This is a genomic window from Chryseobacterium soli (assembly GCF_000737705.1).
GTDB classification, from domain to species: domain Bacteria; phylum Bacteroidota; class Bacteroidia; order Flavobacteriales; family Weeksellaceae; genus Chryseobacterium; species Chryseobacterium soli.
The window spans coordinates 147,569-166,888 of the sequence record NZ_JPRH01000012.1 but is presented as its reverse complement, the minus strand read 5'-3'; the positions used below and the strand labels follow the sequence as shown (position 1 = coordinate 166,888).

Below are 19,320 nucleotides of genomic sequence, written 5' to 3'. Positions count from 1 at the left end.
GGTGTATTTTTAGGAATCTATTTTTTTTCTTTTTTGCGCCAGTCGAAGTTATTTCTATATCCGATATAACCGTAATTACTGGTAGATCCGGTTTCCAACTGATTGATAAATGCGAGTTCTATCGCAGAATTTTTTCCGGTTTTTATCCCTATCCCTGCGGTTAAACGGTTGCTGTCGAACGGTTCATCTTTTACCACATTCATCCTGATTTCATTTTTCAGTATGCCATACAGTTTTTCTTTTTCTCCGGCTCTGTTGAAGGGAATTCTCAGAGAAATAAGATAACGCAGCCTTACGATGAAGTCATTTGGATTACTGATGAAACGTTCTTCCACACGGAAACGGTGGGAAATAGACGTTCTTCCAATATTACCTCCTAAACTGACCTGCTGGAAAGGTCTTTTTTCATACCTCTCTTTTTTGGTGTTATCAGACTTGTAAGAATCCAGTACAAGAAACATAAATCCTGCTGCGGGTTTTACGTCATTCGCAACTTCATAATCTACATAGGCAGAGACTAAGAAAAGTCTGGTGTCATACGCCAGGTCAAATGACCGGTATTGTGAAAGTGCGGTTAATGTGCTCTTATCTGTCAGTTTAGCCGACAACAGGTATTGAAACCACATATTGTATTTGTCACGGCTTTGAGCATTGGCCAGTGTACTGAAACCTGCTAGTAAAATGACAATTAGTTTTAATTTAATTTTCATGTAATATTTGATTAACATCCGATTTCTCAAATATATCCAGAAGAGTAAATCGTTAATTAATTTTTCAATCAATGACAGTTTTTATCAGTAAACTGCAGTATGGGCAGAAAAAGATGTTATATTTGGAAGATTGAAAATCTGCCTTTTTAGATGTTTTTAATTGTAAATATTGTACTTATACTGCTGGTTTTTAGGATTTTATTTAATGGTAAGATTCTAAAAAAACTCATGAAATACCATTGGGGCTTTTTGTTGAGGTTTCAGCATGTTTTTTTCTTTCTAGGGTTTATTATCATAACTTTTTTCACCGAAAATTACTTTCTTGATGTCCCGGAACTGATTTGGAGTGTATTATCTGTAATTATTTTTAATATTGGAATTTATTATTTAGTGTATTATTATCTTGTTCCTCAGTTTTATTTATCGAATAAGTACCCGGAATTTATCCTGTATGCCTTAATATGTTTTTTGGTATCCAGTCTTTTCAGAATTTTGCTTGAACCTGCCGTTTTTAAAATGAATTTCAATGAAACCCTTTCCAATACCAAGTTTTTATATAATGTCTATACGGCGCAGGGAATCGTTATTCTTACAGCCTCATTTCTGGGCATTACAAAAGATAAATTCCTTATAGAACAGGATTTTAAAGATTTGGGTGAAGAAAAAGATCAGCTGTACCTTGATCTGCTGAAATCTAAACTTAATCCCCATTTCCTGCTGAATACCCTTAATAATATCTATGCAAAAAGCTTTCAACCTTCAGAAAACACATCAGAATCCATATTGCAGCTCAGCAAATTGCTTCAATATGTTATTTATGATACCAATAGGGAGAGAATAAGTATTGCTCAGGAATTTTCGTCTATCAGGGCGCTTATAGGATTATATCAGTTGAAATTTAATAATCTGCTGGATATTACTTTTGATGTTCAGGATGAGGAAACTTTGGAACTGATAGAGATCCCGCCTTCGATTTTTCTGACCTTGTTCGAGAATGCTCTGAAACATTCTGCGATAGGGATAGAAAAAGAAAGTTTTATACGAGTAAAGTATACAATACAAAATCATGAGTTTTTTTTTGAGATCGTCAATTCGGTTGCGAAAAAGAAAACTCTTGTGAATGATGTTAATAATCATGGATTGGGAAATGAAGCGGTAATAAGTATCTTAGAAAAATACTATGCAGGAATATATACTTTTGTTTCCGGTGCAGCAGCAAATAACGATTATCAGACGATGTTAAAAATTAAATTATAATGGCTAATCTGACCATAGTAGGGGTAGACGATGAATATCCTGCCTTACAGCTTATCAGGCAATACTGCGATCAAATTGAAGATATCAGTCTGCTGAATACGTTTCAGAATCCGGAAGAAGCGCTGGAATATCTTAAAGAAACCAGGGTAGATCTTGTTATCCTGGATATCAATATGCCCTATATGAGTGGCATTGAGCTTTTGCAGCAGCTGCCCTACAAACCGCTCTGTATATTTCTTACCCTGGAAACACAATATGCTGTTAAAGCTTTTGAGCTGGATGTGGTACATTATCTGGTGAAGCCTGTAGATTTTGAAACTTTTAGAAGGGCGGTGAACAAAGCAAAAGATTTTTTGCAGTTTAAAAATTCTTCCGAGAATAAAAAGCAGGAAGATTTTATCATGTTTAAGTCTAACTATATCATGAATAAAGTTTTTCTGGAAGATATCCGATGGATTCAGGGGTTTGGAGAATATATCATCCTGGTTACGCCCCTGAAGAAATATATGATCCTTGAACGGATGTCGAATTTTGAAGAGAAATTTCAAGACCTTGGGTTTATCAGGATTCACAAATCTTATATTGTACTGGCTGCTCATATCAGTTCCTATGATGCTGCAAATGTATATCTTAAAGACGGGGAGAAGCTCCCGCTTGGCAGAACCTATAAGAGCTTTTTAAAAAGTTATATGCAGTAAATTACCAAAAAAACTGCCCTATAAGCAGTTTTTAGTTGATGGATTTATAAGTTGTGTAAATTTTGAATAAAAATTCACTTTTAATTTTTGATTATTTTCCTCCTGCAGCCTGCATTGGATTCACTCTTCCGTTGGAAGCTCCACGAGTGGCTCCAGCTCCCTGTTTTTGTTTGAACAGTTGGAATTTTGAAACTTGGGCATTGCTGCCATCAAAGCTCCAGAAGTTATTGGAAGTATCTATATCTGCTGTTTCTCTCATCGGATCCAGCTGGATCGATTTCAGTTTTTTATCAAAATAATAAGTCTTTGATACCTGTTGTTCATTCAGTCTCCAGATTTGTGCAGATGATTTGTCATATAATTTTGAACCGTCTTCAAAAGTGAATTCAAGAATGATAGGCATTACCAAGCCTCCTTTATTCGTAAAGTCAATTTGATAAGCCGTTATATTTTTAAACTTTTCTTTTTCCTTACCGTCCAGTGCAGAATTTCCTTCTGCTTTGAAAGTATACTGTTTGTTGGCGTCCACTTTTTCCTGACCTCTGTCGTAACGGTAATAGAAATCCTGGGCCTCTTTATCCTTATCTACATAGAAAGAAATGTTTTTATCTTCTCTGTTTTTAATTTTTGAAATATCTTCAAAGCTATTCTGTAAAGGTTTTTCAACCGTATACTGCAATTCTTTGGTTTCTTTTGGAGGCAAGTCCATATCAGGAGTGGCAATAGTTACCTTATCGATGGCAATATCTACAGGATCTGTTCCGTAAAACCATCCTCTCCAGAACCAGTCCAGATCTTCACCGCTGGCATCTTCCATTGTTCTGAAGAAATCTGCAGGCTCAGGATGTTTAAATGCCCACCTTTTGGCGTAGGTTTTAAAGGCTTTATCAAACAATTCTCTTCCCATGATGGTTTCCCGAAGGATATTCAGACCCGTTGCCGGTTTAGAATACGCATTCGGTCCGAACTGTACAATATTTTCCGAATTGCTCATGATGGGCTCCAGCTGATTCTTAGGAAGTTTCATGTAATCAACAATCGTCCATGCCGGACCTCTTTTTGAAGGGAATTTATTGTCCCATTTTTCTTCGGTAAGATATTCTGTGAAAGTGTTTAGGCCTTCATCCATCCAGGTCCACTGTCTTTCGTCGGAATTGATGATCATCGGGAAGAAGTTGTGCCCAACCTCGTGGATTACCACTCCGATCATTCCGTTTTTGGTTCCTTCAGAATACGTTCCGTCTTTTTCCGTTCTTCCGAAGTTGAAACAGATCATCGGGTATTCCATTCCGTTGGCCGCTTCTACAGATTGTGCAACAGGGTAGGGATAAGGAATGGTAAATTCTGAATAGGTTTTAATAGTGTGGGCAACAGCTTTTGTAGAGAATTTTCTGTACAGACCGTAAGCTTCTTTAGGATAGAAGCTCATCGCCATTACTTTATTATTATTTTCAGGGATCACAACACGCATGCCGTCCCAAACGAATTTTCTTGAAGCTGTCCATGCAAAATCCCTTACGTCATGAGCTTCAAATATCCAGGTTTTTCTTTGTTTTGAGTGATTTTTTTCTGCTTTTTTAGCTTCGTCTAATGTGACAATTTCTACAGGCTCATTCGCCGTTTCAGCCTTTCTGTATCTTGCCAGCTGGTCAGCTGTTAAGACCTGATCGTAGTTGCGGCATTCTCCGGTTCCTCCTACAATATGATCCGCAGGTACATTCATAGAAACTTTAAAATTTCCAAAAACCAAAGCAAATTCACCTCGTCCCGTAAACTGGTGGTTCTGCCAGCCATGGAAATCACTGTAGACACACATTCTTGGGTACCATTGTGTGATGGTATACAAATCGTTTCCGTCTTCAGCAAAATTTTCATAACCGCCCCGGCCTCCCATTTTTATACGGTTAGGAATATTGTAATTCCAGTCTATGGTAAAAACTATTTTTTCGCCTTTTTTCAATGCTTTTGGCAGATCAATACGCATCATGGTCTTGTTGACCGTGTAGGATAAAGGAGCTCCTGATGCATCCGTTACTTTTTCAAGACTAACACCATATCCATTATCTTTTACCGGAAGATCAGTTGTTTTCAGCTGCTGGTCACTGGTTGATGAAGGAAGGGTAGAAGAAGAGGCATAATCTGCTTTCTTAACCGTTGACTGCTCGTTTTCATCAAGCTGAAGCCAAAGATAATCCAGATCATCCGGAGAATTATTATAATAGGTAATTGTTTCGGACCCCTTTAAGTTTCTTTTATCCTCATCCAGATAAGCTTTGATGTCATAATCAGCTTTATTCTGCCAGTATCCGTGCCCTGGGGATCCAGATGCAGTTCGGTAGATATTGGGAGTGGGGAGTATGGTGCCCAGCTGCTCAAATTTATTTCCGTGATTGCTTCCCGGATTGTTTTGAATATTCTGAGCGGTAATGCCAATAGTAGTGAATACAGAAAGCAGCGTTACTTTTAGTTTCATGACGGAAATAATTTAAGAATCATCAAATATAATAATAAGTAGATGAAAAATTAAAAATATTTAATCCTTAAAAAGGAATTCTTTCTAACGCCATTTTGAGAGATAAAGCAAATGCTGCCGATGAAACAAACAGAATCCAGTCTTTTTTATTCACCTTAAATAGGTTGAGCAAAATGAACAGCAGAAGTAAAATAGCAATGACAATAACAATTTGTCCGAGTTCTAACCCAACATTGAAGCCGAGCAGTGGAAAGAAAATACTCTGACTTTTTGCGATCATCACCCTTGCCGTATTCGCGAAACCCATACCGTGAATGAGTCCGAAGATCAATGCCAGATAATAATTCGCCCGCATCAGGGTTTGCTTATGGTTTTTCATCAGGATATTATCCAGAGAAGTCAAAACGATGGTCAGCGGAATTAGAAATTCAACCCAGTTGGAAGAAACTCTGAAAATATTAAGCGTGCTTAAAGCCAATGTAATGGAATGCCCGATAGTAAATGCCGTTACCAGAATCAGAATTTTTTTCCAGTCACTATAAGAGTATACTGCAATAAGTGCTAAAATAAATAATTGATGGTCCAGTGCATCCAGAGAGATGATATGTTCCCAGCCCAGGTGTAAATAAAATATAAAATCCTGCATCATAGCGTAAAAATATAATGCGTACGAAAATAATGATTAATTTCGGAACAAATTTTAAATGTCAGGGTTTATGAAGAATTTGTGGCTGTTTCTTATTCCGGTTGTGTTTTTATGGTCTTTCAGCAAAGCGAAACACCCTTATCATGTGGGATCTGTGGAAATTAATTATAATACGAAATCAAAGACTTTTGAAGTCACCGGGCGTTTTTTTCTCGATGATCTGGAAAATGCTCTCAGTAAAAAATATGGAAAACCTTTTCATTTTAACGATCCGGCCTATAAAGTTCGGCTTAATGAAGCTTTAAAAGACTATTGTGCAGCCTATTTCAAATTGAAATCTGATAACCGGTTCCTGAAAGTAAACTATGTCGGGTATCAGGAAGATAGCGAATCTGTTGAAGTATATTTAGAATCCGAGCAGTCAGATTCTCCTAAAAAAGTAGAAACAGCAGTCAGTTTCCTATATAATCTGTTTGATGATCAGATGAATATTGTTCACATCATTGTCAATAATGCCCGGAAAAGTGAAAAACTGACGTATCCCAACCGTTATCTGTTTCGGGAATTTTAGTAGTTTATATACAATCAGTTTTCCAGTTCCAAAAGAGCATTGATCCCCTGTGCATGAATGAATAAATCCGGGAAAAACGCATCATAACATTGTTGCAGAATTTCTTTATTCTGAAGGAATAAATCAAAAACCGGCAGATCTTTATCCAGATATTTAGCTTTGTGAAGAACATTCTGAATGCTGAATTTAATGCCCTGGTTTTCACGGTAGTTGTAGAGCCAGTCATCTTTTTCCATTTTGGCAAGCATCATTTTAAAATTTTCAGGCAGCCATTTTTGGTGTTCATTAAGAACTCTGTATACTTTTAAAGAATGGGCTTTCCATTCCGGCAATGAATTCCTGCTGAGGTCATTGGCTAAAAAATAATCCATTGAAACATCTACAAAGGCTCCGGCGTAAAGCCTAACAAGCGGACTGAAAACTTTTTTAGCTTCGTGAATGGCTTCATGCGAATCCGTAAACGTATCAATAGCCCGGTGCATCGTAATTCCATCCTGAATTTCCTTTGGAAAAGAGAAGCGGTCTTTGTTCCGGATAAAATCTTCCAGAAACTGCCCGACGATCTGCCCGTCAGTGAATGAAAGAAAAGAGTGAGCCAGATAATTCATACTACAATATAGGGCATAAATTTAAAATCCCCCGAATAAAATTAAAATATTCGGAGGACTTGAATCAGAATTTGTTGAGAAAATTTAGTGTACAATAAACTTTTTGCTTCCTGTCATGGTATTTTTTTCGTCATAGATGTTTATGAAATATTCTCCCGAAGGCCAGTTTTTCAGATCAATGCTTCTTTCGGTGGTTGTTATCATTGGATGTCCCAAGGCATTAAATACTTTAAAAGTATATTTTCTGCTGTCTTTTGCTGCAATATTGATGTTTTCTTTTGCCGGATTTGGATACACGGCAAATTCCTTATTCTGAAGTTGGGTATCCATTGTTTTTAACGCATCTGCCGGAGACATAAACTGAGAAACGGCACAGTTATAAAGGGAAACTGAAAATCCGGAAGTGCCTGTATAATTGGTGGGATTTGTGTTGACGTATCCTAAACCGCAGGTATTCGTTGGGGTAGAAGTGATCAGTGAACAGATATCTGCTCCATACGTTGTTCTCAGGGTGTGGATATTATCCATATAAGAATCATTATTGGTTCTGAATCTCGTAAGATCAGTACTGATATTTCCGGATTCTGTATAGGCAATCTCACCTGAATAGACCAGGTTGATCGTTACATTGGAAACGCCGGAATTGGTGAGGGCTGTATTAAAATTGGTTACCGCAGTAGCTATAAAAGCATTACTTTGCGATACGCCTCCCCAGGCTGTTTTTGCTCCTGTGGTAAATACCACCATCACATCAATTGTGGTTGCCGCACAAACCGGAGTGGTGTCCAGACATACATTGGAATTTACTTTAGAGAGGGTGCCGGGAGGAATGTCCAGAATGTAATCATCTTTGGAGTCCTGGCCGATTAATTTTGAATTGCTGACTGAAGATAAAGCGAAAATATCAGCCGAAGTCTGGTGAAACATTACTTTTTCTCCGGATCCTGAAGAATACATTCCGGCTACGGTATTGTCATATTTTGAAAGGACCAGCTCGGCTTTCGGATCATTATCGATACGATAAACATATGATTCACTTTTGTTGCTGTAAGGATAAGCCCGGTCCAATCTTGCCGTAATTTCCCTACCATCAGGCAGCGGTATCTGAAGATCGGATTTCAGGTCGAAAGAAGCCTGCCTGTAATATTGGGTTTTAATATAACCGGAGGCAAGGTCTTTAGTGATTTTTTGTGTGGAGCTGAGGTTGTTTTCCTGAACGGGATGCTGGAAAACACGGTTCTGTGCAATAAGTAGGGTTGCACAAAAAAGGGCAAGTACAGTAAATTTAGTTTTCATGAGGTTTTATGGATTATTATATACAAATATATATAATATTTCAAATATATGTGATAAATTTTCAATGCAATAAATAAGGATAAATTATTCAATTATAAATAATAAGTATGCTGGATAGAAATGAAAAAAGCAGAAGAACGACGATGGACTTCTGCTTTTTTAGTTTTATCTTTTATTAAAAAAGTCTTTCGTGAAAATCTTCAATTTTGCTCACCTCCTCAATCTTAATGCCGAATTTTTTCTTGGGAAGTTTATTGAGATTAGAAATAAAAATTTTCTCATACCCTAATTTTTCGGCTTCGGTAATTCTCTGTTCTGCCTGGGCAATCGGGCGGATCTCGCCGCTTAAGCCAATCTCACCGGCAAAACAAAAATGTTCGGAAATTGCAATATCTTCATTGGAAGAAAGGATTGAAGCAACTACAGCAAGATCCAAAGCCGGATCATCCGTTTTGATTCCTCCCGTTATATTCAGGAATACATCTTTTGATCCCAACTGAAAGCCGGAGCGCTTTTCCAGAACAGCCAATAGCATATTCAGCCTTTTGGCATCAAAGCCTGTACAGCTCCTTTGTGGTGTTCCATAGACGGCAGTACTCACCAATGCTTGTATTTCCAAAAGCATGGGGCGGTTTCCTTCTAAAGTTACTGCCACAGAATTTCCTGACAGCTCTTCAAATTTCTTGGTAATTAAAATCTCAGAAGGATTTTTAATTTCCTTTAAACCCTGGGAAATCATTTCGTAAATCCCAATTTCAGCAGTGGAACCGAAACGGTTTTTATTTGCTCTTAATAATCTGAAAAGATGGTTTCTGTCACCATCAAAGTTCAGAACAACATCTACCATGTGCTCCAGTACTTTTGGACCGGCGATCTGTCCGTCTTTGGTAATATGACCCACCAGGAAAACCGGGACATTGTTTTCTTTGGCATATTTGATGATTTCATTGGAACATTCGCGGATTTGAGAAACCGTTCCCGGAGAACTTTCAATAAGTTGGGATTGTAACGTTTGAATGGAATCAATAATAACAAAATCAGGCTCCAGTTTTTTGGCTTCATGTAGAATCTTTTCCAGTGAAGTTTCTGTATACAAGAAACAGTTGGGATTTTGGACATCCGTTAATCTGTCAGCCCTCATTTTAATCTGAGAAGCACTTTCTTCCCCAGAAACATAAAAAACTTTCTTCTTCATCTTCAGCGCAAGCTGCAGCAGTAATGTCGATTTTCCGATCCCGGGTTCACCGCCGATCAAGGTAACGGAGCCTAAGACTATTCCGCCTCCCAACACACGGTTAAGTTCTTCGGAAGGAGTTTTTATACGGGGCTCTTCAACGGTTTCTACCTCGATGATATTAATGACATGTTGCTTGGTCTTCGAAAAAGGTGGGGTTTTGCTTGATGTTTTTTCAACAACTTCTTCCACCAAAGTATTCCATTCTCCACAGTTTTTGCATTGTCCCATCCATTGAGAATACTGGGTTCCGCAATTTTGACAGAAATATGCTGTTTTTAATTTTGCCATACCGCGAAGTTCAAAAATTTTTTTGAATTTTTCTTTCGAAATTTTATTTAATTTTCAGAGATGAAAAATATACTCCTGAAAACAATCCTTGTATTTGTGGTGATGACGATTTTCAATACAGGTTTTGTTGATGAAACTGTGAAATTTTTAGAACTTCCCGGCGGAGATTTCGGAATGCTGTCTCTTTCCATTCTCATAGGATGTCTGATTGTTTCTGTAGTGGGATTGATAACCGTATTTATTTTTAAACAGCAGTATCATTCCCTATGGAAAATTGCTCTTTTATTTGAGGTTCTTTATCTTCTCATGCTTATATTATCTGGGACTAATCCCTTTACGTATTTTGTGGAACATACTAACCCTAAGTTACTTAATGTGTTTTTGTGTGTCAATTCAATAGGTGTCTTCCTGATTATGGTACTTTTTGATCTGGTGTATTCAAAAGTAATGAGATCTAAAAGTAAAAACTAACATAGGTCAATGTACGGCTGCATTTCAAGGTCTACCTTTACCAGATTAATAATAATACAATATATAATACAATGAAAAAGGTATTTTTAACTTTCGTTTTTGCTTTATTAAGCGTTGTGGGCTTTGCTCAGACTGTATGGAATGTAGATCCGATGCACTCATCTGTTAACTTTAACATCAAACACATGGGCATCAGCTTTGTGCAGGGAAGGTTTGATAAATTTACGGGAACGGTAAACACTAAAGGAGATAATCTGGATAATGCCGCTTTCGATTTTGCGGTAGACATTAATTCTGTGAATACCGGAGTTGAAATGAGAGACAAACATTTGAAAAGTGATGATTTCTTCTCAGCGGAAAAGTTTCCGGAAATGAAGTTTAAAAGTACTTCTATCACAAAAGATAAAAACAATAATTATATCCTGAAAGGAAGTCTTACCATTAAAGATGTTACTAAAGAAATCAGTGTTCCGGTAACTTTTGGAGGAGTAACGAAAAACCAACAGGGAAAAACTGTTCTTGGGTTTCAGACCAAATTTAAGGTTAACCGTTTAGATTACAATATTAAATATGATCCAACCGGAGCTGGGGTAGCAAAGGACGTAGATGTTAACTTATACTTTGAATTGGTAAAACAATAATTCTTAAACATCATTTGATTTTAAGTAAAAAGGCTTCTCATTGAGAAGCCTTTTTTATGATAGTAAGACAAAGATTTAAGCATTAATTTTACCTGAAGACACGGTGAAAATTCCGAAGTCATCAATCAGCATATTTTCTTTTTGGATGCCGTTAAAAAGCATTACGCGGTCAAGTTCTTTTTGTGAGCGTCTTCTCATGATCCAGTCTTCATTTTTATGATTATTCAGGACATAAGCAATCATTTTCAGTTGGGGATGCCATGGCTGTCCCGTGTAAACTACATAAGAATTCTTTTCAGAAACAGAAGCAACGCCCTGGATTGCTTTGCCTGCCATTTCATTATCTCCGAAAAGTTCCAGAATACCGGAAACAATTGTAATATTCGGTTCGAAGTTTAATTTTTTATAAGTTTCAGGATCAAAGCAGTCGAAATTCGTGAAGCGGATATTTTCATATTTCTTTTCCTGAATCACCTTCTCGCCGATTTCAATATTAGCTTGTACAAACTCATTGATAACGATTTCTGTCTGGGGATATTTTTCTTTAATATCAAATAAATAATTTCCCGTTCCGCCGGCAATATCCAGTATTTTTACTTTCCGGCCTTCCTTTAAAAGTGTTTGGATATTATGTTCTAAAAGCTGTATCAAATGCTGTTTCCGAATTCGGATTCCTTTCCACCCGATAGCTTCCAGATAATTTTTATCCATCATTTTTCCGAAACCTAATTTTCCCTGCGGTTGATTATGGTATACGTAGTCTAAAGAAATCCCGGAATCAAAGCCATGTTTCAGGCCGATCGCCATTCCGGTGCTGATCTTTCCGATTTTTGATAGGGACCATTTTTGGAATTTAAAATTTAAATTATTGCCAAGCTTATTCTGAAGGTTCTGGTATTCTTTTACAGAAAAGCGGTCAGGAGTAAGAGACGGCTCTTCGGGAGTATGCGCAAAACATTTTTCAGCAAAATCTCTGATCCGGTCGTACACCATTTCTTTTCCGGTTTCAAATAAAATTCCGTGGAAGAAATTAGGGAGAACGGTATATTCTTTCAGATCAGTATCTATTTTATAATGGAAATTTTTCTGTTCTTTATTGAAGACTACCTGATCTTTTTCTGCAGATAAAATAAGCGTGGGAATACCAATCGCCTCGGCATCATCCACCAAACGCTTTCCTGCTTTTGCGAGGTCAATTAATAATTCCGCATCGATGGATCTGGTGATCAGCGGATCGGTATCATAGGCTTTCTGCTGTTCGGGATCATGTGTAAGCATCGAGGATTTTACGTAGCTTTTAATAATCAGTCCTTTTTTCAGTTTGGTTCCTAAGGTGATCATTTCATTGGCTAAAGGAACGATGAGGTTGATCTTAAAAGCGGGTGCAAGAAGCGTCATTCCTGCAATTCTGGGTGCGAAATCATGAGCCCATGCCGAAGCGATAACTCCTCCGATACTGTTGGCTACCACAAAAATATCAGAAATTTTTACCTCATATTTTGACTGTAAAAAGTGGGCAAATGAGTCCATATCACGAACGTAATCCATAAAAACAGAAGATGTTTTTGTCTTCGTATGCCCATGGCCGCGCAGATCGAATGCGAAAATATTGTAGTTGGAAAATTGTGGCGACTGGGCTATATCGTTAAGCCTTTCAGAATGCTCATGTCCACGGTGGATCATAACGATGCTTTTTTGCTGAGGCTGGTAATTCCATTCTCTGTAAAAGAGCTCGTTTTCATCAAAACTTTTAAAAATTCCGCTGTTCATAATAAGTAAAATATTTCAAAAAATCCTCTGCATACGAATGAATAATCGCATTCTTATTGACAGATTTCATGTGGGTTATTGTTTGGTCTAAGGGTAAAGATAGAATATTTTTAATTACCAGCGTACCCATGATACTGCTCCGGGTAAAGCCCATTGTGCAATGGATGAGTATTTTTCCATTGCTTGGAAGCTGTTTGTAATTTTCCGTGATTTGATGAACTAATTTTTTCGTCTCCTCTACATCAAATGTCCCGATATCTAAAAAAGGTGCAAAGTAGTATTTTGATCGTTTTTTTATTAAAGAAGTCTCTTCCAGTTCAGCAGATAAATCATAAACAAAAGTATTTTCATTAATCTCCATCTGTTGTATATCTGCAGCAGACAGTTTGGAGGAAATATAAATATTTTGCATGATTTCTATCGGTGCTTTATTCTTCCTCAACCATTTCCAGCATAGGTAATAGATTAACTGGTAAGGAGCATAAAAAATCTTTTTCCATACAGGAATATTCCCATTCTTATCTTTTAAAAAATGAACGGCGTTGTTCTGATAATGATATCCTGTTAAAAGCATCACCAAAGCTGGCCACAACAGAAACAGCCATACTCCTCCGAAGAATTGATTAAGGACTAATGAGCTTAAAAAAATGATCCATCCGGATAGAAAATAAAAATTGGCAACCTGGAAATTTCGGTATCTGAAGTTATTTTTCTGATCCGGAAATACGATAAAACTAATGTGGGCAAGGATGATTCCTGTGATGATATCAATAAAATGATGTTGGTAGGTCGTTAAGGTAGAAACGCCCAATGCAATGAGCCAGACCATTGAAAATAGTCTCAGTTTTTGATTGAAATTCCTGAAAATAGTCCAGAAAATAAAAGCATAAGCAATATGTAAAGAAGGAGATTGATTAAAAGGAGAATCAAGAATTTTCAGGACCTGAAAAGAATATCTGAAAAGAGCATTGCCTATATCAGGCTTCTGCAGAGAAAATCTCAAAGGAAATAAGACAAAACATATGCCAGCGATGATGGTGACAAAAAGCATTCTTTGGGTTAACAGCTTAAGTTGTCTTTTGTCAGAAGATATTAAAAATACTACACAGAAAAGGACTCCGCTGCTCAGGTAAGGGATGATGGTCCATGGAATAAAAGGAATGTATTTTTCAAAACTAAAGACAAATGAATACACATTTTCCAACTTGGAAACATACCATGCTGCAGTATTATAGATGATGGTAAATACCACTGCGCAAATCAGCAGCGCATAGAATTTATCTTTACTTTTTATTCGTTTTTCATCCATTTCGCTTTCCTGAACATGATTAGGTTTAATAAGGAGGAGGGAAGTACAGCTAAAGATTTCATCATCCATTTCATTTTTGATGGAAAAATGATGAGTTTTTTTTGTTTTTCAATGGCATCAGCAATAAGGGTTGTTGCAGTTTTAACATCGATAACGAAAGGTTTTTTACTCAGATCGTTATTGTTAAGATCCCTCAGCTTTGCCGTATCTACATATCCTGGTGCAATGGTGGTTACGGAGATTCCAAAAGGTTTCAGCCCCCGGCGATACGCGTCTGCCATTTGAATGACCGAACGTTTTGTTTTGGTATACAGACTCGAGTTTTCATATTCCAGAATCCCGGAAACAGAAGCAATAACGGCAATCCTGCCTGTAAGCTGTCCTTTCATTACCCTTCTTGCCACTTCAAAACAATGAGCAGTACCAAGAATATTGGTACTCAACATTTCTTCTGCTTCTTCATAAGAAATTTGTCCGGCCACATCTTCCGCATAACTTCCTGTGCAGTTGATGAAAATATCTAAATCCTCATTCTCCGGGAGAAAAGCCTGTACAGCCTGCAACAGATCATCTATCTGATAGACATCTGCTTTAAATGCTTTTAAATTTACGAAATTATGGTCAGGGATTTTATTCAGGTCTCTTCCGCAAATACCGACACGATATCCTTTTGAGAGATAATGTTCAGCAAGAGAGTAGCCGATTCCCGAAGTTCCGCCTGCGATAAAAACATTCATGAGAAGGTTGTGTTTTTCAAATTAAGGTAAAAATAAATGTTATAAGTGAAAATAATGGTAATTGCAGACAATTTATTTATCTGGAAAAAGTGGGTGCATGTAAAATCATAGAACTTTTGGATATAAAGGGTATATTCAATAGAAACGGGTTTTAACCCGTTTTAATTTTAATCCAATCATAATAAAAATAATTGGCTTTAGCCAAAATTATTTATGCCGGTAGTCGTTTTCCGTTGATTCCTTTCATCGTCTGATCAAAACCATACTGCCATTGTTTTTCCTGATCTTCCACAAATTGTTGGTGGCTTTTAGGGAGAGAAAGTGCGATTTCAAATTTTTTCCAGTCAATACTTTTTTTAATATAATGCCCTTCCAATACGTGTTTGATATTCGCCGTGTCAATCTGTAAGTCCGGAGCCTGTTGTTCAATTTCTTCCAGTCTTTTATTACCGCTATATCCTAAAACAGCCTGTACGAAAGCTTCTTCAACAGGACTGTAGGATTGTTTTTTTTCAATGATAACCTGATCTGCAAGATGCCTTGCCAGCTCCACAGGAATCAGATCAACCGCACCGCCGGCAAAATAAGTTCCGTGAAGAAGGGCGGGGGCTACATAAAACATATCAGAAATAGAGATTCTTGTGGCGTCCAGCATTGAAACATCCGTTTTGAGTTTCGGAATCATTTCTATGGCGCTCTTTTGTAAATTTTCAGAATGGATCATCACCTTTTCCGGACGTATTCTCTTTGCCGTTTGAGCATCGGTGAACATTATTTTTTGATATAGCTTTTTATCATTTCGTTTCTGACCTGTTTCTGAAGGAGTAAAAAGAAGCTCTGAACCAATAACAACGGTAGGAATTTCCTGAGAAAGCTGAGTGTGTTGCAAAGACGGGAAATCTTCAGCCAGATTCTGGTTCATTTCTACCAGATACCGGGTGAAAACATCTTCGATATAAGGCGCATTTTTGTTGTGTATTAATTTCTTTAATGAAAAAAGTCCTATTTCAGATAACTTCCGGTGTTTTGTCAGGGTGGTATGGGAAACAAACCGATAATATTCTTCTGAGGTTAAATAATTTTTCCTGGAAAGATTATCAGGAAAAGCATTGATCACTGTGGCTGCAAAAGCACCACCGCAGGAAGCAATCAGGACTTCAGGTTTCATTCCGGCTTCTTCCAGGGCTGCGAATACTCCGAGGTAGATCATGAGCCGGGTTCCGCCGCCTGAAAAAATAAGTGCTCTGTTCAACTTTTCATTCATACATTCTAGAAATTAGATTTCGGATCGTAATCATACTATTCATCTCTTTAAAAGAAAAGTGAGAATGCAGAAAAACAGGGGGGCATTAAAAATTAAACTGTCCATTCTATCTAATAAACCACCATGTCCCGGAAGAAGATCACCAGTATCTTTGACCGCTGCTTTTCTTTTTAAATACGACATAAATACATCTCCGAAAAATCCAAAAACTCCTAACAACAATCCAATAGGGGTGTTAATAAGGATATTGAAAGGTAATAAAAAGTACCCTAAAATATTACTTAAGATTATGGTAAGAAATACACCGCCGAGAAATCCCTCTAATGTTTTATTGGGGCTTATGCTGGGTACAATTTTATGCTTTCCGAAAAATTTACCCATCAGATATTGGAAAACATCATTCAATTCAGTAACCACCACTACAAAAATGATGGAGTATATTCCTGAATCATGATCTCTGATGAAAGCTAAATGCGGGAAAGAAAATAAACAGACGATCAAGGCCATAGCTATTCCCGAAAGCTGTTGAAAGGATGCTTTTAGAATAAAAAAATACAATAAGAAGATAGCTGTCAGAACAGCACTGCAAATAAAATAATCTTCATCTTTCAAGAAATACAATAGAAAAAATTGTGAGATTCCAACCACAAGGGAAAGGAAAACCAGGTTTGTTTTAACCTTAAACAATTTTAAAAACTCAAAAAAACATTGAAAACTGATCCATGACACAAAGACTTTCATGGCCAGAGGATGAGAAATCGCCAGGGAAAAAGCAATAATGATATATCCCCAGGTCTTTACCCTCAGCGGAACATCTGCAAATTTATTTTCAGGGGTTGGACTTTCAGGCTTCATTCAGAGATTTCTTAAGTCTTACGTAGGTGCTGATGAAAAGAAGGAGAATGATCAGCCTGAAAATATATTGGGAATAATCAGCAATATTGGCTCCGAAAAATACGGCTAATCCATATATTCCAAGAATCAGGGCGCGGTCGCTTTTTCCCATCGGTCCTTCATACCGGCGTTCTTTTCCTATCACTTTTCCCATAAGTCCGGCAAATTCGTTGATGATGCTCATCATAATGAATACAATAACTATATATAAACTTTCTGGCTGAAATTTAATAAGCGGAAAAAATATAATCACATCAGAAACAATATCTCCGATTTCATTCAACACTTCACCCAGCTTACTGGTCTGATTAAATTTTCTGGCCATCATTCCGTCCAGAGCGTTCAGTGCCATCCTGATGAAAAGTCCTATCGGCAGACTCAGGAAAAACCATTTTGAAATATCGGCGTTCCAGAATAAAATCCCAATAAGTACAGAAAGCAGAATAGAGCTTACGGTAATTTGATTAGCAGTAATCCCATGTTTGTGTAAAAATAACAAAACAGGAGTCAGCAGCTGCTGGAATTTTGGTTTTAATTTATATACCGAAATCATTGTGTTTATTGAATTTTTGAGTTTTTGGTGAAATCAAATGTAGATAAAATTTTTCATCAAATCTAAAGTTCTTTTTTGATTACCTAATCATGAATCAAAGTTAAATTAAGATTTAAAAGTGCTACAAAATTGCTTTGTATTTCTTTTTCCCCTAACTTTGCACAAACCTAATCTAATGAGTAAAAAGAATACAAAGTACATCTTTGTGACAGGAGGTGTAACTTCATCTTTGGGAAAGGGAATCGTTTCTGCTTCTCTGGGACTTCTACTAAAATCACGCGGCTTTAATGTAACGATCCAAAAATTAGATCCTTACATCAATATCGACCCAGGAACATTAAACCCTTATGAGCACGGAGAGTGCTATGTAACCGAAGATGGTGCAGAGACGGATCTGGATTTAGGACACTACGAGCGTTATCTGGACGCTCCAACTTCTCAAAACAACAACGTTACCACAGGAAAAATCTACCAAACTGTTATTGAAAAAGAAAGAAAAGGAGATTTCTTAGGAAAAACAGTTCAGGTAATTCCTCATATCACCAACGAAATTAAGCGCAGAATTAAAATGCTTTCCAAGCAGAACTACGATATCATTATTACCGAGATCGGAGGAACGGTAGGAGACATTGAATCTTTGCCTTACATTGAAACCGTTCGCCAGTTGAAATGGGAACTGGGTGAGAAAAATACGATGGTTATTCACCTTACTTTACTGCCTTATCTGGCATCAAGTGGAGAATTGAAAACAAAACCATCACAGCATTCCGTTCGTCAATTGATGGAAAGCGGGATTATGGCAGATGTGTTAGTCTGCAGAACAGAACATACCATTCCAAAAGATCAGAGAGCAAAATTGGCTCAATTCTGTAACGTACCTTTAGATAATGTTATTGAATGTAAAGATTTGGAAACGATCTATGAAGTCCCTATTTACCTTCAAAAACAAAACTTTGATGATGTAGTTCTGAAAGAATTGGATCTTAAAAGTGATAAAGAAGCAGATCTTAAAGACTGGAAAGTTTTCCTTAAGAAATTCAAAAATCCAAAAAGAACCGTAGAAATTGCATTGGTAGGAAAATATATTTCGCTGCAGGATTCTTATATTTCTATTGCTGAAGCCTTCAAACATGCAGGAGCAAGTCAGGAAACTGAAGTGAAAGTAAGATGGGTGTACAGTGGAGATATTACCGCTGAGAATATCAATGAGACCTTGAATGGTGTTGACGGAATTCTTGTTGCTCCAGGTTTTGGAGACCGAGGAATTGAAGGAAAAGTACTTACAGCTCAATATGCAAGAGAAAATAAAGTTCCGATGTTGGGAATTTGTTTAGGAATGCAGATCATGACTGTTGAATTTGCAAGAAATGTTCTGGGACATACCAAAGCAAACTCAATGGAATTTGATACCTCTACACCGGATCCTGTAATTTCCATTATGGAAGAGCAGAAGAATATTGTAGATAAAGGAGGTACAATGCGTTTGGGAGCATGGAAATGTGCATTGAAAAACGGTTCTAAACTATCCGAAATCTACGGAACTAAAAATATTTCCGAAAGACACCGTCACCGTTATGAATTCAACAGTGAATATCTTCAGGAATTTGAGAAACACGGCTTCCTTGCTACAGGTACCAACCCTGAAACAGGATTAGTTGAAGCACTAGAAATGCCGGATCATCCGTTCTATGTTGGGGTTCAGTATCACCCGGAATACAAGAGTACGGTAGCAACACCGCATCCATTATTCAAAGCTTTTATTAAGGCTTGTGAGAAGAAATAAGGTAATTCTTTAATTACAAACGTCATATAGTAAACTCAAGTTGATTATTATCAGCTTGAGTTTATTATATAGTAATATATTATAGGATAGAGTTTTGATAAAAAAACAGTATTT

General features: G+C 37.2%; 18 protein-coding genes. 6 read left to right on the top strand and 12 right to left on the bottom strand.

Annotated features, from left to right (window positions below; translation table 11 throughout):
• Positions 1–17 precede the first annotated feature (17 nt).
• The gene (locus IW15_RS20510; RefSeq protein WP_034715194.1) at positions 18–710 is read right to left on the bottom strand and encodes a DUF2490 domain-containing protein; all 693 of its coding nucleotides are present in this window, start codon (positions 708–710) and stop codon (positions 18–20) included.
• A 516-nt stretch (positions 711–1,226) separates the two neighbouring features.
• Here IW15_RS20510 and IW15_RS20505 point away from each other — a divergent pair.
• Both IW15_RS20505 and IW15_RS20500 read left to right on the top strand, forming a co-directional pair.
• Complete coding sequence (locus tag IW15_RS20505) at positions 1,227–1,967, top strand: sensor histidine kinase (RefSeq protein ID WP_228384411.1); 741 nt, start codon at positions 1,227–1,229, stop codon at positions 1,965–1,967.
• Positions 1,967–2,665 (top strand): LytR/AlgR family response regulator transcription factor, encoded by a 699-nt coding sequence (locus tag IW15_RS20500; RefSeq protein WP_034715192.1) that lies wholly within the window; start codon positions 1,967–1,969, stop codon positions 2,663–2,665. The genes IW15_RS20505 and IW15_RS20500 overlap by 1 nt, the downstream gene beginning before the upstream one ends.
• Before the next feature lie 91 nt (positions 2,666–2,756).
• Here IW15_RS20500 and IW15_RS20495 read toward each other — a convergent pair whose 3' ends face one another.
• Both IW15_RS20495 and IW15_RS20490 read right to left on the bottom strand, forming a co-directional pair.
• On the bottom strand, positions 2,757–5,138 hold the full coding sequence (locus IW15_RS20495; protein ID WP_034715190.1) for a M1 family metallopeptidase: 2,382 nt from the start codon (positions 5,136–5,138) through the stop codon (positions 2,757–2,759).
• 67 nt (positions 5,139–5,205) lie between these two features.
• Complete coding sequence (locus tag IW15_RS20490) at positions 5,206–5,784, bottom strand: HupE/UreJ family protein (protein ID WP_034715188.1); 579 nt, start codon at positions 5,782–5,784, stop codon at positions 5,206–5,208.
• A 70-nt stretch (positions 5,785–5,854) separates the two neighbouring features.
• On the opposite strand from IW15_RS20490, the gene IW15_RS20485 reads away from it, so the two are divergent.
• Positions 5,855–6,355 (top strand): DUF6702 family protein, encoded by a 501-nt coding sequence (locus tag IW15_RS20485; RefSeq protein WP_034715186.1) that lies wholly within the window; start codon positions 5,855–5,857, stop codon positions 6,353–6,355.
• 14 nt (positions 6,356–6,369) lie between these two features.
• Here IW15_RS20485 and IW15_RS20480 read toward each other — a convergent pair whose 3' ends face one another.
• The 3 genes from IW15_RS20480 to radA all read right to left on the bottom strand — a co-directional run bounded on the left by IW15_RS20480 (position 6,370) and on the right by radA (position 9,784).
• Entirely contained in the window at positions 6,370–6,963 is a 594-nt protein-coding gene (locus tag IW15_RS20480; RefSeq protein WP_034715184.1) for an acyl carrier protein phosphodiesterase, read from the bottom strand.
• Positions 6,964–7,047: 84 nt separating this feature from the next.
• Positions 7,048–8,259: a T9SS type A sorting domain-containing protein gene (locus IW15_RS22220; protein ID WP_051882244.1), complete on the bottom strand. Its 1,212-nt coding sequence runs from the start codon at positions 8,257–8,259 to the stop codon at positions 7,048–7,050.
• A 175-nt stretch (positions 8,260–8,434) separates the two neighbouring features.
• Entirely contained in the window at positions 8,435–9,784 is a 1,350-nt protein-coding gene (gene radA / locus IW15_RS20470) for a DNA repair protein RadA (protein ID WP_034715182.1), read from the bottom strand.
• 60 nt (positions 9,785–9,844) lie between these two features.
• On the opposite strand from radA, the gene IW15_RS20465 reads away from it, so the two are divergent.
• Positions 9,845–10,255, top strand: coding sequence for a hypothetical protein (locus tag IW15_RS20465; RefSeq protein WP_034715180.1), 411 nt, complete (start codon positions 9,845–9,847; stop codon positions 10,253–10,255).
• A 71-nt stretch (positions 10,256–10,326) separates the two neighbouring features.
• On the top strand, positions 10,327–10,896 hold the full coding sequence (locus tag IW15_RS20460; protein WP_034715178.1) for a YceI family protein: 570 nt from the start codon (positions 10,327–10,329) through the stop codon (positions 10,894–10,896).
• A 75-nt stretch (positions 10,897–10,971) separates the two neighbouring features.
• On the opposite strand, the gene IW15_RS20455 is transcribed toward IW15_RS20460, so the two are convergent.
• The 6 genes from IW15_RS20455 to IW15_RS20430 form a co-directional block, all read right to left on the bottom strand.
• Positions 10,972–12,666, bottom strand: a complete 1,695-nt coding sequence (locus tag IW15_RS20455; RefSeq protein WP_034715177.1) for a bifunctional alpha/beta hydrolase/class I SAM-dependent methyltransferase — start codon at positions 12,664–12,666, stop codon at positions 10,972–10,974.
• Entirely contained in the window at positions 12,647–14,044 is a 1,398-nt protein-coding gene (locus IW15_RS20450) for a phosphatase PAP2 family protein (RefSeq protein ID WP_084681509.1), read from the bottom strand. Before IW15_RS20450 ends, IW15_RS20455 begins: the two co-directional genes overlap by 20 nt.
• Complete coding sequence (locus tag IW15_RS20445) at positions 13,957–14,712, bottom strand: SDR family NAD(P)-dependent oxidoreductase (RefSeq protein WP_034715173.1); 756 nt, start codon at positions 14,710–14,712, stop codon at positions 13,957–13,959. The genes IW15_RS20450 and IW15_RS20445 overlap by 88 nt, the downstream gene beginning before the upstream one ends.
• A gap of 211 nt (positions 14,713–14,923) precedes the next feature.
• On the bottom strand, positions 14,924–15,976 hold the full coding sequence (locus IW15_RS20440; protein ID WP_034715171.1) for a patatin-like phospholipase family protein: 1,053 nt from the start codon (positions 15,974–15,976) through the stop codon (positions 14,924–14,926).
• A 39-nt stretch (positions 15,977–16,015) separates the two neighbouring features.
• A complete protein-coding gene (locus tag IW15_RS20435; RefSeq protein WP_034715169.1) occupies positions 16,016–16,831 on the bottom strand; it encodes a phosphatidate cytidylyltransferase in 816 nt (271 codons plus the stop codon).
• On the bottom strand, positions 16,821–17,423 hold the full coding sequence (locus IW15_RS20430) for a CDP-alcohol phosphatidyltransferase family protein (RefSeq protein ID WP_034715167.1): 603 nt from the start codon (positions 17,421–17,423) through the stop codon (positions 16,821–16,823). Before IW15_RS20430 ends, IW15_RS20435 begins: the two co-directional genes overlap by 11 nt.
• A gap of 175 nt (positions 17,424–17,598) precedes the next feature.
• Between IW15_RS20430 and IW15_RS20425 the strand changes: the two genes are divergently transcribed.
• Entirely contained in the window at positions 17,599–19,206 is a 1,608-nt protein-coding gene (locus IW15_RS20425; RefSeq protein ID WP_034715165.1) for a CTP synthase, read from the top strand.
• Positions 19,207–19,320: the final 114 nt, after the last annotated feature.